This is a genomic window from Blastococcus sp. HT6-30, assembly GCF_039729015.1.
GTDB lineage: Bacteria > Actinomycetota > Actinomycetes > Mycobacteriales > Geodermatophilaceae > Blastococcus.
On sequence record NZ_CP155792.1, the window covers coordinates 2,186,425 to 2,201,060 of the forward strand.

The following is a 14,636-nucleotide window of genomic DNA, read 5'->3' on the forward strand; positions in this document are numbered from 1 at the left end:
GTCAGGCGCTGCGGCGGGCGCGCTTGGCCGGCGGCTTGTCGGCGCCCGTGGTCTTCTTCGCCGCCGTCGTCTTCTTCGCCGTGGTCTTCTTCCCCGCCGTGCTTCTCGCCGGCGTGCTCTTCGCCGCGGCGGCCTTCTTCGCCGGAGCCTTCGCGGCCGCGGCCTTCTTCGCCGGCGCCCGCTTGGCGGGCGCCTTCGTCGTCGCGGGGGTCGCGTCGTCCTCCGCGGCGCCCCCGCCGGCGGCGGTGTCGTCGGCAGCGGAGTCGTCGGCAGCGGCTCCGCCGCGGGCCCGTTCGACGCTGCGCCGCAGCGCGCTCATCAGGTCGACGACCGCGGCGCCGTCGTCGGGGGTCTCCACCGGCGCGGCGACCTCGCCACCGCTCTGCTTGGCCTCGAGCAGGGCGGTCATGGCCTCGCGGTAGTCGTCGGTGAACTCGGTGGCGTCGAACTCCGCGGTCATGGAGCCGATGAGCGCCTCGGCCATCTTCAGCTCCTGCGGCCGGACGGAGATGTCCTCGTCGAGGAAGGCGAAGTCCGGGCGGCGGATCTCGTCGGGCCAGCGCATCGTGTGCAGCACCAGGACGCCGTTCCGGACCCGGAGCGCGGCCAGCGACTCGCGCTGGCGGATCGCGATCTTGGTGATCGCCACCTGCCCGGCGTTCTCGAGCGCGTCGCGCAGGAGGACGTAGGGGCGCGCGGCCGGGCCGTCGGGCTCCAGGTAGTAGGTCTTCTCGAACATGATCGGGTCGATCTCGTCCTGCGCGACGAACTCGAGGACCTCGATCTCGCGTCGGGTGGAGAGCGGGAGCTCCTCGAAGTCCTCGTCGGTGAGGATCACGACCTCGCCGCTGGGCAGCTCGTAGCCCTTGGCGATGTCGCGGTACTCGACCTCTTCGCCGTCGATGGAGCAGACCCGCTTGTACTTCACCCGGCCGCCGTCGACGGCGTGCACCTGGTGGAAGCGGATGTCCTTGTCCTCCGTGGCGGAGTACAGCTTCACGCCGATGCTGACCAGGCCGAACGACACGGCGCCCCGCCAGATCGATCGCATGCCGGCCCCTCCCTCGCACCCGGTTCCCCGGGCGGTCCCGGACCCGGAGCCGGGTCAAGATCACACGATAGGCGCGGAGTCGCACCCGCGGCAGCGCGAACGACGCGCCTCCTCCCCCTCACGGAGGACGGCGTCCGGTCAGGACGGCGCCTGCTCCTCGCCCTCGTCCTCGTTCCCGGCCGGAGCCAGCGCGCCGTTCTGGATGGCGTCGTACACGAACTGCAGGACGTCCGAGCCGGCGACGGTGGCCATGGTGAGCGCCGCCAGCCGGGTCGCGCGGGGCGCGGCGACGTAGCCGAAGACGAACGCCGTCCCCACCCACTGCGCGAGGCAGAAGGGGCAGGTGAGCAGCTCGCCGACGGCGTGCTTCACCCCGCCGTGCTCCCGCACCTCCTCCGCGACCTCCGCGTGGCCCGAGGAGCCCTGGAACGAAGTGAAGGGCGCGCGGATCGGCGCGGTCACCGGGTCCTTGGCCAGCCGACGGGCGAGCCGGAACGTCGCGATGGTGAGCAGGGCGGCGTCGCCGAACGGAATCCGCTCCGGCAGCTCCCGCCCGGAGGCACGCACCGCCACCACACCCGCGGCCACGAGGCTGCCGTACACCCCCATGGCGCCCAGGTCGCTGCCCAGCGGCCGGGCCTCCCCGTTCGTGTACTCGCGCTTCTGGGTCCGCGCCCACCGGAAGATCGGTGCGCCGGCCCGCTGCACCTCGTCTGCGATCGCCATGGCCCCTGGCTACCCCCGCCGGGCGGCGGCCATGCCGACGGCGGCGCGGGAGTGCGCCGACGCACACCGGCGCATGCCCGCGGACGCGCCGGGTAGGGCGATGGTCCGACGCCGGTCCCCCCCGACCGGCTCACGGCCCCCTGAGGGCGACGAGCGCGGGCACGCCCGCCGACGAACGGAGGCCCCGATGACCGACCCCGGCACCTACGACGGCACGACCCAGACCGAGGGGCAGACCGCCCGGGACATCTTCCCCGCGGACGACGGCATTCCCGAGGTGGCACAGGACGACAACCCCACCCAGGCGCGCGCGGAGGACCCCCAGTTCGAGCCGATGCCGAACGAGAGCGCGACGGCGACGGTCGACTTCGGGACGACCGCCTTCGAGCAGTCCGAGGGCGAGTCGCTCACCGGCCGGCTCGAGCGGGAGATCCCCGACGACGTCCCGGACGTGCGACCGGCCGAGGACCCGCAGCGGGCCGACGCCCAGCTCGAGCAGGACACGTCCACCACGCCCGACAGCGACTCCGGCACCAACCGCACGGCCGACGACGTCGAGGCCACCGCCGACGTGCCGATCGGTGGCGAGGGTCCCGAGGAGAGCGCGGTCCACGTCATCGACGGCTGAGCGCCGCCCGCTTCGGCGCCGCCGGCCCACCCCCCTCGAGCGTGTCCCGGGGGGTGGGTTGGCGCGCGCCCGGCAGGTTGTCTACGTTGGGTCAGCGGCTCAGCAGTCAGCCGCACGTGCCGGACCGGTGGTCCGGCACGCACCACGTTCGACCACCGGCGCACCGAGGACGAGTTCCCGGGGCGCACCAGCGGTAGATTGTCCGGGCGGGCAGCCGTCCGGGTGCCGCCGAGAGGAGCAACTGTCCGTGACCACTTCCGACCTGCCTGCCGAGGGGCAGCCCAACGTGTCGACCGAGGGCACCGAGGCACCCTTCGACGACGTGATCACGCTGTCGACCTCCACCGACAGCGACGGCGCGGTCACGGTGACGGTCGTCGGCGAGGTGGACACCTTCACCGCACCCGTGCTCCGCTCGACCCTGGACAGCCAGCTCGAGCAGCAGCCACGTGAGCTGGTGATCGACCTGTCCGGTGTCCAGTTCCTGGGCTCCGCCGGCCTGGCCGTGCTCGTCGAGACGCAGAAGTCGGCCCGCAGCCGTGAGGTCGCCCTCCGGCTGATCGCCACGACCCGCGCCGTCACCCGGCCGCTCGAGGTGACGGGCCTGATCGACCTCTTCACGATCGCCGACAGCCCCGCGCGCTGAAGAAGGGCCCCCTGCCCCCGCCGCTCGCTAGCTGGCGGGGGGCAAGGGCCCCGCGGAACGGCCCCGCTCCTCGTTGGAACGGGGCCGGCGGCGTCACTGGGCCGAGAGCATCGCGCAGACCGCCTGCTCCAGCGTGCGCTGCGCGTCCCGGTCGGCCTCGGCCTCGCCCGCCGCCCGCAGCGCGTCGGCCACGGTCTCGCCGTGCTCGAACCGGTCGACCACCCGGGGGTCGACGTAACTGGCCTTGCAGACGGCCGGGGTGTTCCCCAACTGCTCCGAGACCGCCTTGTACGCCGCGCTGATGACCTTCTTGCGGGCGGTCTTCGTCGCCGGCGGCGGCCCCTCGGCGAGGGTCGCGGCCATCATCACGGTGGCGTTCCAGGTGCGGAAGTCCTTGGCCGTGATCTCCGCGCCGCTGATCTCCTTGAGGTAGGCGTTGATCTCGTCGCTGGTCACGTCGCGCCACTCCCCGTCGTCGGTGAGGTAGGCCAGCAGCTCCTCCCCGGTGCCCTCGGGCCGTTCCAGCAGCTGACGGACGACGGTGGCGGTGGGACGGTCGGTCAACTCGATCTCGCGCTCGATGCCGCCCTTCGCGGTGTAGGAGAAGAACGTCCGCTCACCACGCACCCGTACGTGCTCGCGGCGCAGGGTCGCAAGCCCGTAGGTGCCGTTCTCCTCGGCGTACTGCTCGCTGCCCACCCGGAAGGCGCCCAGGTCGAGCAGCCGCACCGCCGTGGCCAGCACCCGCTCCCGGTTCAGGCCACGCGTCCGCAGCGCCGAGGTCACCGCGTCACGGACGTCGGGCAGCTGCTGGGCGATCTCCAGCACCCGCTCGTGCTTCTCGGCGTCGCGCCGGGCACGCCAGGCGTCGTGGTAGCGGTACTGCCGCCGGCCGGCCGCGTCGACCCCGGTGGCCTGGATGTGGCCGTTGGGCCACGGGCAGATCCAGACGTCCTTCCAGGCCGGTGGGACGGCCAGCGCCCGGATCCGCTCCAGGCGGTCGTCCTTGATCAGCCCGCCGTCGGTGTCGTAGTAGGCGAAGCCCCGCCCTGCCCTCCGGCGCCGGTAGCCCGGACCGTGCACGTCGCTGCGCCGCAGTCTCACGGGCGGTGCATGAGCACCGCAGCCGTTCCGCAAACCCCCCGGGACGGAGAGTCACGCCTCAGCGCAGCTCGACCAGCCCGTCCAGCCCGCTGATCTCCAGCACGTGACGGGTGACCCCACCTTCCGGCGCGTGCACGACCAGGCGCCAGGACTCGTCCCGGGCGATGCGCGCCATCGCGAGCACCACGCGGACGGCAGCGCTGCTGAAAAGTCCGACGCCGGCGAGGTCCAGCTCCATCGGCGTCGCGCCGCCGTGGCTGGCCTCCAGCATCCTGATCCTCAACTGCTCGGCGGCCGCGGTGTCGACGGCCCCGCGCGCCCGGACCACGGGACGCTCGCCGTCGCGGTCGACGACCACGTCGGCGTTGTCGGGGAACCGGTGCTCGTCGAGGCTCTCGTCAGGGGTTCGGCGCAGCCGGAAGCTGAGGGTCACCGTCGTCCCGTGGTCCTCTTCCAGCGTCACGCCGTCGACGAGCTGCCGCATGATCAGCAAGCCCCGACCGCGGTCGCCGGGGTCGCGGTCGGGCGGCCGCCAGTTGCCCTCGTCGTGCACGGTGACGGTGAGGACGCCGTCGACGTCGACCTGCGCGGTCACCGACATCGGCCCCGGCTCGGTGCCCCGGTAGGCGTGCTCGGCCGCGTTCGCGCAGGCCTCGCCGACCGCGACCATGACGCCGACCCGGTCCTGCTCCCCCATGCCCAGCCCGGTGAGCCACGCGTTGAGCCGACGGCGCACCCCCGGCAGCGCCGAGGGGACGGCGAGCAGGTCCAGCCGCAGCGCCTCCTGCGTGGTGGCCCGCCGGTGGGCCACCAGGACGGCGACGTCGTCCAGCCAGCCATCCGGCCGCCGTGCCCCTTCGGCGATGGCGCCGGCGAGCCCCGCCACCGCCGCCACGTCGAGGGCGCCGGGCTCGGCCAGCACCCCGCGGGCGGCCTGCCCCAGGTGCTCGAGCGCCTCCGCCGGCTGCTCGGCACCGGCGACCGCGCCGTTGGAGAACAGCACCAACGTGGCCCCGTGGCGCAGCACGTCCTCGTGCACCGGCGCCGGCGCACCGGGGAGGCTGCCCAGCGGCGGCCGCGGCGTCACGTCGAGGAAGGAGCTGCGGCCGTCGGCGTGCACGACCAGGGGCGCCGGGTGACCGGCGGCGCTATACACCAGCCGTCCGGTCGCGGCATCCAGGACTCCGTAGAAGACCGACGTGCCCTCCACGTCGTCCATCTCGGCGGCGAAGGCGTCCAGGGCGGCCAGCACGCTCGCCGGCTCCGGATCCCGCAGCACCGTGGAGCGCATGGCGCCCCGCAGCCGGCTCATCGCGCCGGCGGCGGGCACGCCGTGGCCGACGGCGTCTCCCACCACGAGGGCCACCCGCCCCTTGCCCAGCGGCACGGCGTCGTACCAGTCACCGCCGGCCGCGGACAGGTCGGTGGCGCGGTGGTAGCTGCCGGACAGGCCGACGTCGGGCAGCATCGGCAGCGACGGTGGGAGCAGCGACCGCTGCGCAGGGTGCACGTCGTCACCGGCCGGCGCCTCCACGACGACGAGGGCGCCCGGCCCGCCGGCGACGGTCATCGGCCGCACGGTCGCCGTCGCCACCGGACCGCCCTCCCCCAGCGTGCCGTGCAGCGTCTCGGCGTGACCGCTCCGTACCGCGACGTCGACCAGGTCGGCCAGCGGCCTGCCGGCGATCTCCGGCAGGCCGTTGCGCGCGGCGTCCATCCCCCGGGCTCGGGCGTTGGCCCACAGCGGGCCGGAGCCGTCGGCGGCCAGGCAGAAGACGGCATCGGACGCCGCCTCCAGGGCAGCGAGCAGCACGGCGGACCCCTCGTCCGGGGAGCCGTCGGGTGCGGGTGGCAGACTGCCTGAACTGGCGCTCATCTCGGGCCAGGAAACAACAGGGTCCCGGTGGCGGCAACCGCGTACACGGACGGTGGAACACGTGGCGACCACCACGTTTTCCAGCCACGTCGCGGGGGTAGCAGAGCCCCTCGTGCACCGACCGGGCCCGGTCCGACCGCACCGGTGGCCGGGCCGCCCGACAGGATGGGACCGCCGCGACTCGAGGGTCGAGCGCGCCGGCAACGAAGGAGCGGACGACGGATGGTCGACTCGAGGGGCACCCTCGCGCAGGACGGACGACGCGCGGAGCGGCTGGAGCTGCGGGTGCCCACCACAGCGACCCAGCTGCCGGCGGTACGGGCGATGGCCGGTGACCTGGCGATGCGGATGGACTACGACCTCGACGCGGTGGAGGACCTCCGGCTCGCCGTGGACGAGGCCTGCGCGACCCTTACGACCGTCGCCCTGGGCGACGCCCCGCTGACCGTCGTCTTCGAGACCACCCGCGCCGGGCTGCACATCGACGCCTGGGTGCCGACCGCCGACGGCACCGAGGTGCCCACCGACGGGTTCGGCTGGGCGGTGCTCGCCGCCCTGGTGGACGCGGTCGAGGGCCGCCGGTCCACCGAGGGCGAGATGCCCGGCGGGAACGGTTCCGGGGCCCCGGTCGCCGTCATCTCGCTGGAGAAGTACCTCCCTGGTCAGCGTCCGACCGGGGTGGACGGCGGTCCGGGGCAGAACCTCACGGTGGCCCGGTGAGCCGGTCGGCTGCCACCGACTCCCGCGAGGAGGAGCCGCTGAACGCCGCGGAGGGCACCCCGGTCGACCCCGCCGCCGAGGCGCCCGTCGACACCCCGGACGAGCCCGCGGTCGAGACGCCGGCGGAGCCGGTGGCCGAGGCGGCGCCCGCCCCCGAGCCCGATGCTCCGCCGCTGTCGGAGAACCGGAAGCGGGCCGAGCGGACCGCCCCGCTGTTCGCCGAGCTGGCGACCCTGGAGAAGGACGACCCACGCCGGGAGCGGCTGCGGGAGATCCTCGTCGAGGAGCACCTGCCACTCGTGCGGCACTTCGCCCGCCGCTTCAGCAACCGCGGCGAGCCGTTCGACGACCTGCTGCAGGTCGGCACGCTCGGCCTGATCGCTGCGATCGACCGGTTCGACCCGACCCGCGGAGTCGAGTTCCTCTCGTTCGCGGTGCCGACGATCACCGGTGAGATCAAGCGGCACTTCCGCGACCAGGGCTGGTCGGTGCGGGTGCCGCGGCGGCTGCAGGAGCTGCACCTGTCGCTGAACGCCGCCGTCGGCGAGCTGGCCCAGAAGAACGGTCGCGCACCGACCCCCTCGGAGCTGGCCGAGCACCTGGGCATCCCGCGCGCCGAGGTGCTCGAGGGCCTGGCCGTGGCCAACGCCTACCGCAGCAGCTCCCTCGACGAGCGGCTCTCCGGTGAGGACGACTCCCCCACCCTGGCCGCGACGCTGGGCGAGGAGGATGCCGCGCTGGAGGGCGTGGAGTACCGCGAGTCGCTGCAGCCGCTGCTGGCCACCATCCCGGCCCGCGAGCGACGCATCCTGATCCTGCGGTTCTTCGGGAACATGACGCAGTCGCAGATCGCCGCCGACATCGGCATCTCGCAGATGCACGTGTCGCGGCTGCTCAGCCAGACGCTGGCCAAGTTGCGCGAGGGCCTGCTCAAGGACTGAAAGACTGCGGTCCTCCGCACCGCGCCGCGGCCAGGAACCGTTCCCGGCCGGGCACGAGCCGCTGCCCGTGTCCCGGCCGGGAGCCCTCGGCGTCCCGACCGGTCCACCTGTCAGCGCGGCGCGTCGCCCTCCTCGGTCGCGCTGAACTGCTCGCGGACGGCGGGATCGGCCGCCGGGCCGCTGTCCCGCACGTCGGCGGTGACCTCGGACAACGGGGGCGGGGTCGGGACGGCCGGCACCGAGTCGGTGATGCTGGACAGCTCGATGCGGGCCTCCGGCTGGTCGGCCGCGGCCGGCAGGTGCGACTCGAACCAGCTGCTGGTGTCCAGGCCGCCGTCGGCCGGGCGGGAGCCGTTGCCGGCGCCCTTCTCCGGGTCGACGTCCATCCACGACGTGCCGCCTTCGGCGCCGCCGAGGTTGGCCAGCCCCTCCAGCGCCTTGCTGAACTCACTGGGCACGATCCACATCTTGTTGGCGTCGCCCTGCGCGATCTTCGGCAGCGTCTGCAGGTACTGGTAGGCCAGCAGCCCCTGGTCGGGCTTGCCGTCGTGGATGGCCTGGAAGACCGTCTCGATGGACTTCGCCTGGCCCTGGGCCTGCAGGTAGAGGGCGGCGCGCTCACCCTCGGCACGCAGGATCCGGCTCTGCCGCTCGGCCTCCGCCTCGAGGATCGCGGACTGCTTCTTGCCCTCCGCCGACAGGATCGCGGCGGCCTTCTCGCCTTCCGCGGAGGTGATCGCCGCCTGCCGCTGGCCCTCGGCGGTGAGGATGATCGCACGCTTGTCGCGGTCGGCGCGCATCTGCTTCTCCATCGAGTCCTGGATGGACAGCGGCGGGTCGATGGCCTTGATCTCGACGCGGGCCACGCGCAGGCCCCAGGGCCCGGTCGTGCCGTCCAGCACGGAGCGCAGCTGGCTGTTGATGCCGTCCCGGCCGGTCAGGGCGCCCTCGAGGTTCAGCCCACCGACGACGTTGCGCAGCGTCGTCGTCGTGAGCTGCTCCATGCCGGTGATGTAGTTGGCGATGCCGTAGACCGCCAGCCGCGGGTCGGTGACCTGGAAGTAGACGACGGTGTCGATGCCGACCTGAAGGTTGTCGGCGGTGATGACCGGCTGCGGGGGGAAGGAGATGACCTGCTCGCGCAGGTCGATCGTGGCGCGCACCCGGTCGATGAACGGCACCAGGATCGACAGGCCGGGCGACAGGGTCCGGCTGTACCGGCCCAGCCGTTCGACGACCTTGGCCTGAGCCTGCGGAACGATGGTCACGCTCTTGGCGATCACGACGATCACCAGGACGGCGATCACGAGCAGTGCGATGAGGGCCGCGTCCACGGCTGGCTCCCTTCGTCGGGGGTCAGCCCCGATCCTCCCCCGCCGGGTACGCCGACGTCAGCACCCTGTGGACGGGTATCACTCCAGGGCGTCGCCGACGACCGCGGTCGCTCCCTCCACCTGCAGGATGCGCACCGTCTTCCCGACGTCGAACGACTCCGCGCTGTGCTGGCTCCGTGCACTCCACTCGTCGGCCCCCAGCCGGATCCGGCCACCGGAGACGTCGACGTGCTCGGTGACCTGCGCCGTCTTGCCGATGAGCGTGTCGACGCCGTCGAGCTGCAGCGGGGTGCGGTCGGTCAACTGCTTCTTCGCCAGCGGGCGCACCAGGACCAGGAGCACACCGGAGACGACGATGAAGGTGGCCACCTGCAGCGCCAGCGCGCCACCCAGCAGCGCGACGGTCATGCCGCCGAGCGCGCCACCGGCCAGCATCAGCAGTACCAGGTCGAGGGTGAGCATCTCGCCGACGGCCAACGCCCCCGCACCGATCAACCACAGCAACCACGCCATGCACCGAGTCTGGCAGAGCCGCAGGCCCGGGACGCCCCGCGGCGGCCCCGCCCGTCGTCGTAGCCTCGTTCGGTGCACGACTTCCCCGCCGGCCGCCTCGCGGTCTGGTCCACCGCCTGGCTGTCCGGACGCACCTCCTACGACGAGGCGCTGGAGTCGCTGACCGGCGCGCACGCCCACCTGGTGGCGGGCATGCCCGGCGAGGTGGGGGTAGTGCCGCTCGGTGCGGCGCTGAGGGCGCTGCGGGGGCTCGGCGAGCGGCGGCTGCGGCTGGTGTTGCCGGTGCCCGGCGACGTCCGCGGGCTGCCCGCGGTGCCGGGGCTGGCCCCGGTGGCGCTGGAGGCCGGTCAGGCCGCCGTCGGCGACCGGGTGGCCCTCGTGCCGCGGCCGGGCCCTGAGGTGGTCACCTGGACGGCGTTCCCGCTGGACGGCGCGGCGCTCCCGCCCCCACCGGCCGAGGGCACGCTGCGCGCGGCGTCGGGCGCGCTGGACCTCGCCGTCGGCGACGCGGCGCGCACCCTCGCCGGCCTGGACCTCGCCCGCTGGCACCCCGAGGTGCCCGCGCTGCTGGCCGAGCTGGCCCGCCCGAAGCCGGCCCCCGGCCTGCCGTCCGACCACGACCCGCTGGCGCTGTCGGTGCTGGGGCGGGCCCAGCGGTTGGCGGCCGTGCTCGACCTCGCGTCGACCGACGCCCCCGGAGCGGCGGTCAACCAGGCGCAGGCGACCGCCCGTGACACGGCGCTGCGCCCGCTGTCCGACGCAGTGCGCGAGGCGGTCACCGCCGCCTACAACGCCGTCCCGAGGTAGCTGAGGGGGGAACGCCGCCCTTGGGCGACTCGGGCCGAGTGGGGCCCGCAGGGTCCCGCGCAGGCACGAAGCAAGGGCTCAGCCCACGGGGGGACGACCGTTGGTCGCGGTGTCGGCCGGAAGCCGACGTCGGACATAGCAGCAGGACGCCGGGCAGTCGGTACCCAGGCGCGGCTGCCCACCGGCCCGGCGTTCCTCGAGCAGCTCCCGCAGCGCCGTCACGAACGCCGGGTGGGTGCCGGCGGTGGCGGCGCGGGCGAAGGCCAGACCGAGCTCGTCGGCGGTCTCCTTCGCCTCGTTGTCGAGGTCCCAGATCACCTCGAGGTGGTCGCTGACGAAACCCACCGGGAAGAGGACCACGGCCTTCTCCCCCGCCTCGGCCAGTGCCTTCAGGTGGTCGTTGACGTCCGGCTCCAGCCACGGCACCGACGGCGGGCCGCTGCGGCTCTGCCAGACCAGGTCGAACGGCCGCCCCGGGGCGGCGAGCTCGACCACCTGCCCGGCGGCGGTCATCAGCTGCGCCTCGTAGGCATGCCCCTCCGGCCCGGCGACGGCGGCCATCGTGTCGGGGATGCTGTGCGCCGTCGCGACCAGGCGGGCGGTGTTCCGCACGCCGTCGGGCAGCTCGGCCAGCGCCGCGGCGAGCGCGTCGGCGTTGGCCCGCACGAAGCCGTCCGCGTCGAAGTAGTGCGGCAGCTTCTCCGCGGTCGGCCCGCCCGGCGCGGCGGCGTCCCCGGTCAGCGCCGTCCGGGCCCGCGCGATGTCCTCGTGGTACTGCCGGCAGCCGGAGAAGGAGGCGTAGGCCGACGTCGCCAGCACGTAGACGTGCTGGATGCCGTCGTCGGTCATCTGCTGCCACACGTCCTCGACGTAGGGCGCCCAGTTCCGGTTGCCCCAGTAGACCGGCAGGTCGATCCCGGCCGAGCGGAGTTCGGCCTCCAGCGCCGCGAGCAGTGCCTTGTTCTGGTCGTTGATCGGGCTGACGCCACCGAAGTGGTGGTAGTGCTCGGCGACCTCCTCGAGCCGCTCGCGCGGGATGCCGCGGCCCCGGGTGACGTTCTCGAGGAAGGGCATGACGTCGTCGTGGCCCTCCGGGCCGCCGAACGACAGGAGCAGCAGCGCCTCCCGCCGGCCGGGCGCGGCGGGCTCGGCCGACGGCGCGATGCCGCCGTTGTTGCGGACAGCGAGCGAGGGGTCCTCGTCGGGCCGCTGACCGGCAGGGGTGATGTCGACGATTGCGCGGGGCACGTGGGTTCTTCCTTCTCGCGGGGCGTCGCCGGGTGCACTCACACACCGACCGCGTGGAAGCCCCCGTCGACGTGGACGATCTCGCCGGTGGTGGCGGGGAACCAGTCCGACAGCAACGCGACGACGGCCTTGCCCGCGGGCTCGGTGTCGGTGACCGACCAGCCCAGCGGCGCGCGCCCCTCCCAGGCCTCCTCGAACTGCTTGCTGCCGGGGATGGATTTCATGGCCATGCTGCGCAGCGGGCCGGCGGCCACGATGTTCGAACGCACACCCTCGGGGCCGAGCTCGCGGGCCACGTAGCGGCTGACGGACTCCAGCGCTGCCTTGGCCGCGCCCATCCAGCCGTAGACCGGCCAGGCGACGGTTGCGTCGAAGGTGAGGCCGACGACGGAGGACGGGTTGGCCAGCAGCGGTCGGCAGGCCTGGGTGAGGGAGGCGTACGACCAGGACGAGACCTGGAACGCGGTGGCGGCGTGCTGCCAGGCCACCTCGGGGAAGCCCTCCCCCATCGCCTCCTGCGGCGCGAAGCCGATCGAGTGGACGACGCCGTCGAGGGAGTCGAAGCCCTGCTCGCGGAGCCGGTCGGCGAGCGTTGCCAGGTGCTCGTCGTCGGTGACGTCGAGCTCGACCACCGCCGCCTCCTGCGGTAGCCGCTTGGCGATCCGCTGGCACAGCGACAGCGCTCGCCCGAAGTTGGACAGGACGACGGTCGCGCCCTGCTCCTGGGCGATGCGCGCGGTCGCGAAGGCGATCGACGCCTCGGTCAGCACGCCGGTGACGAGGACCTTCTTGCCCTCGAGGATGCCGCCGCTCATCAGTGCCCCATTCCCAGTCCGCCGTCGACCGGGACGACCGCCCCGGTGATGTACGCCGCCGCGTCGGAGGCCAGGAAGCGCACGACGCCGGCGATCTCGTCGGCGTCGGCGTACCGGCCCAGCGGCACCTGCCCCAGGATCTCCCTCTGCCGGGCCTCCGGCAGCTCCGCGGTCATGTCGGTGGTCACGAACCCGGGCGCCACCACGTTGGCCGTGATGTTGCGGCTGCCGAGCTCGCGGGCGATCGAGCGGGCCAGGCCGACGAGGCCCGACTTGCTCGCCGCGTAGTTGGCCTGACCGGCCGATCCGAGCAGCCCCACGACCGACGAGACGAAGACCATCCGACCCGAGCGGGCCCGCACCATCTTCGCCGTCGCCCGCTTGGCCACCCGGTAGGCGGCGGTCAGGTTCGCGTCGACGACGTCGGTGAAGTCCTCTTCCTTCATCCGCATGAGCAGGCCGTCGCGGGTGATGCCGGCGTTGCTGACCAGCACCTCCACCGGCCCCTGGTGCGCCTCCACCTCGCCGAACGCGCGGTCGACGTCCTCGGCGCTGGTGACGTCGCACCGCACGCCGAACAGGCCGTCGGGAGCGCCGCTGCCGCGGTGCGTCACCGCGACCGAGTCGCCCTGCTCGGCGAAGGAGCGGGCGATGGCCAGCCCGATCCCCCGGTTGCCGCCGGTCACCAGCACCGACCTGCCCACGTGCCACTCCCCTGCGCCCGACGACCCGGTGTTCCGGTCCGAACCTATCCCTTGGTCGCAGGTCACACCCCCTACCCGCCGGTAGGCCGGATCGCCGGGTGCCGACCGCCGGTCGCCCGCCTTCAGTCCGCCGTCGGCCGCGCGGCGCGGTAGGCGCCACCGCCCTGCGGCGTCCCGGCCGGCCGGTGCGCCCGGGCCTGCTCCGCCTTGTCCTCGTGGCGGGCGAAGACGACGGTGCCGATGAGGAACAAGCCGGAGAGGATGAGCACCACCGCGGTGAACGCGTTGATGAACGGCAGGTCGACCCCGGCCAGCGTGACTCCCCCGAGCGTGACCAGGACGAGGGCCGCGAGCACGGCGCCGGCCGCCCGCCAGGGGTTCCGGCCGACCTCCTCGACCCCCTCCTGCGCCTTCTCCTTCGCGTAGTCCAGCGGCTTCCTGGCCCACGGGAAGCGGGTGGCCAGCACCGCCAGCCCCGCCGCGACGAGGACGAAGCCCGGGCCGGGCAGCACGAGCAGCGCGACGCCGGAGAGGGTGAGCAGGGAACCGAGGACGGCGATGGCGGCGGTCTTCACCACTCGGTTGTGCCCCACCGAACCTTTTCCATGCCCGTCACCGGCCGCCGGAGCCGACGGGGACCGTTCGCGGCGCCCGCGTCGGCGGCGGGCGGGGTGCACGTGGTCGACACCCAGGAGCGGGGATACCCGCGGCGCCCGCTGCTCAGGGTGTGCAGGTCATCCCGTCGGCCATGGCGGGCACGTCCTCGCGGGTGAGCGTGTCGGGCGCCTGGAAGAGGAACAGCGCGCCGTCGGGAAACCGGGCGGCGAGGTGCCACGTCCGGCGGCCGGCACCCGGGTCGGCGAAGGAGTCGGGCACCGAGACCAGGGCGGCAGGCAGCCCGTTGACGGTCACCTGCTGCACCGGGTCGCCGTCGGTCATGCCCTGCAGCACGTCCTCCGGCTCGTGGTGCCCACGCCACCGCTCCTGCAGGCTCACGCCGATCCGGTCGCTGAGGCTCGTGGGCTCGGCCTCGTCCACCAGCGCGAGATGGCCGGGGCTCTCGTAGCTGGAGACGCCCCAGCCGTCGGGAGCGAGCCCGAACTGCAGCACGACCGGCTGCGCGCGGTCCACGATCGACTCGGCGACCGAGACCAGCGCCGGCACCTGGCCGTACCGGTCGCCCTGACCGGCGAGCGCGATCCACCGGCCGTCCTCGCGCTGGTAGACGAGCTCGGCGTAGGCGGTGCTGCAGAGCTGGGCGGGTTCGTCCTCCTGCGTCGGCGCCGCGGGGACGCGGCGGCAGTCGGGCGCGTCGAACGTGGCGCGGACGAAGTCGGCCGGCCGTCGACGGTGACCGTCCCGCGGTCGTCGATCTCGTCCTCGTCGTAGGGCAGCGCCATGAAGGGCGTAGCCAAGCACGGCGGTGCCCGCGCTGCGGTACACCTGCTCGAAGATGTCGCCGCCCCCTGGCGGGCTGGTCATGGGTGGCGGCCCCTGCGTCGCGAACACATCCGGTACATGTC

16 protein-coding genes are annotated in these 14,636 nt (G+C 73.8%); 5 read left to right on the forward strand and 11 right to left on the reverse strand.

The window, feature by feature from the left end:
* Position 1: 1 nt before the first annotated feature.
* Both ABC795_RS10585 and ABC795_RS10590 read right to left on the reverse strand, forming a co-directional pair.
* Positions 2 to 1,051, reverse strand: a complete 1,050-nt coding sequence (locus ABC795_RS10585; RefSeq protein ID WP_347057144.1) for a Ku protein — start codon at positions 1,049 to 1,051, stop codon at positions 2 to 4.
* Between the two features lie 138 nt (positions 1,052 to 1,189).
* Positions 1,190 to 1,777 carry a DUF1360 domain-containing protein gene (locus tag ABC795_RS10590; RefSeq protein WP_347057145.1) on the reverse strand — a complete coding sequence of 196 codons (588 nt, stop codon included), beginning with the start codon at positions 1,775 to 1,777 and terminating at the stop codon, positions 1,190 to 1,192.
* Between the two features lie 187 nt (positions 1,778 to 1,964).
* On the opposite strand from ABC795_RS10590, the gene ABC795_RS10595 reads away from it, so the two are divergent.
* Positions 1,965 to 2,405 carry a hypothetical protein gene (locus ABC795_RS10595; RefSeq protein ID WP_347057146.1) on the forward strand — a complete coding sequence of 147 codons (441 nt, stop codon included), beginning with the start codon at positions 1,965 to 1,967 and terminating at the stop codon, positions 2,403 to 2,405.
* 247 nt (positions 2,406 to 2,652) lie between these two features.
* Entirely contained in the window at positions 2,653 to 3,051 is a 399-nt protein-coding gene (locus ABC795_RS10600; RefSeq protein ID WP_347057147.1) for an STAS domain-containing protein, read from the forward strand.
* 93 nt (positions 3,052 to 3,144) lie between these two features.
* Here ABC795_RS10600 and ABC795_RS10605 read toward each other — a convergent pair whose 3' ends face one another.
* The gene (locus tag ABC795_RS10605) at positions 3,145 to 4,155 is read right to left on the reverse strand and encodes a DNA topoisomerase IB (RefSeq protein ID WP_347057148.1); all 1,011 of its coding nucleotides are present in this window, start codon (positions 4,153 to 4,155) and stop codon (positions 3,145 to 3,147) included.
* Between the two features lie 58 nt (positions 4,156 to 4,213).
* Positions 4,214 to 6,031 (reverse strand): SpoIIE family protein phosphatase, encoded by a 1,818-nt coding sequence (locus ABC795_RS10610; protein WP_347057149.1) that lies wholly within the window; start codon positions 6,029 to 6,031, stop codon positions 4,214 to 4,216.
* A 222-nt stretch (positions 6,032 to 6,253) separates the two neighbouring features.
* On the opposite strand from ABC795_RS10610, the gene ABC795_RS10615 reads away from it, so the two are divergent.
* Positions 6,254 to 6,751, forward strand: coding sequence for an ATP-binding protein (locus ABC795_RS10615; RefSeq protein WP_347057150.1), 498 nt, complete (start codon positions 6,254 to 6,256; stop codon positions 6,749 to 6,751).
* Positions 6,748 to 7,692 (forward strand): RNA polymerase sigma factor SigF, encoded by a 945-nt coding sequence (locus tag ABC795_RS10620; RefSeq protein WP_347057151.1) that lies wholly within the window; start codon positions 6,748 to 6,750, stop codon positions 7,690 to 7,692. Before ABC795_RS10615 ends, ABC795_RS10620 begins: the two co-directional genes overlap by 4 nt.
* Before the next feature lie 110 nt (positions 7,693 to 7,802).
* On the opposite strand, the gene ABC795_RS10625 is transcribed toward ABC795_RS10620, so the two are convergent.
* Entirely contained in the window at positions 7,803 to 9,026 is a 1,224-nt protein-coding gene (locus ABC795_RS10625) for an SPFH domain-containing protein (RefSeq protein ID WP_347057152.1), read from the reverse strand.
* Between the two features lie 78 nt (positions 9,027 to 9,104).
* Positions 9,105 to 9,539, reverse strand: a complete 435-nt coding sequence (locus ABC795_RS10630) for an NfeD family protein (RefSeq protein ID WP_347057153.1) — start codon at positions 9,537 to 9,539, stop codon at positions 9,105 to 9,107.
* 72 nt (positions 9,540 to 9,611) lie between these two features.
* Between ABC795_RS10630 and ABC795_RS10635 the strand changes: the two genes are divergently transcribed.
* A complete protein-coding gene (locus tag ABC795_RS10635; protein ID WP_347057154.1) occupies positions 9,612 to 10,346 on the forward strand; it encodes a hypothetical protein in 735 nt (244 codons plus the stop codon).
* A gap of 78 nt (positions 10,347 to 10,424) precedes the next feature.
* Here the strand turns inward: ABC795_RS10635 and ABC795_RS10640 are convergent, their stop codons facing one another.
* The 5 genes from ABC795_RS10640 to ABC795_RS10660 form a co-directional block, all read right to left on the reverse strand.
* Positions 10,425 to 11,594, reverse strand: coding sequence for a ferrochelatase (locus tag ABC795_RS10640; protein ID WP_347057155.1), 1,170 nt, complete (start codon positions 11,592 to 11,594; stop codon positions 10,425 to 10,427).
* A 38-nt stretch (positions 11,595 to 11,632) separates the two neighbouring features.
* Positions 11,633 to 12,409, reverse strand: coding sequence for an enoyl-ACP reductase FabI (gene fabI, locus ABC795_RS10645; protein WP_347057156.1), 777 nt, complete (start codon positions 12,407 to 12,409; stop codon positions 11,633 to 11,635).
* Positions 12,409 to 13,113: a 3-oxoacyl-ACP reductase FabG gene (gene fabG / locus ABC795_RS10650; protein ID WP_347057157.1), complete on the reverse strand. Its 705-nt coding sequence runs from the start codon at positions 13,111 to 13,113 to the stop codon at positions 12,409 to 12,411. The genes fabI and fabG overlap by 1 nt, the downstream gene beginning before the upstream one ends.
* 122 nt (positions 13,114 to 13,235) lie before the next feature.
* Positions 13,236 to 13,688 (reverse strand): PGPGW domain-containing protein, encoded by a 453-nt coding sequence (locus ABC795_RS10655; protein WP_347057158.1) that lies wholly within the window; start codon positions 13,686 to 13,688, stop codon positions 13,236 to 13,238.
* Positions 13,689 to 13,833: 145 nt separating this feature from the next.
* Complete coding sequence (locus ABC795_RS10660; protein ID WP_347057159.1) at positions 13,834 to 14,595, reverse strand: hypothetical protein; 762 nt, start codon at positions 14,593 to 14,595, stop codon at positions 13,834 to 13,836.
* Between the last annotated feature and the right edge of the window lie 41 nt (positions 14,596 to 14,636).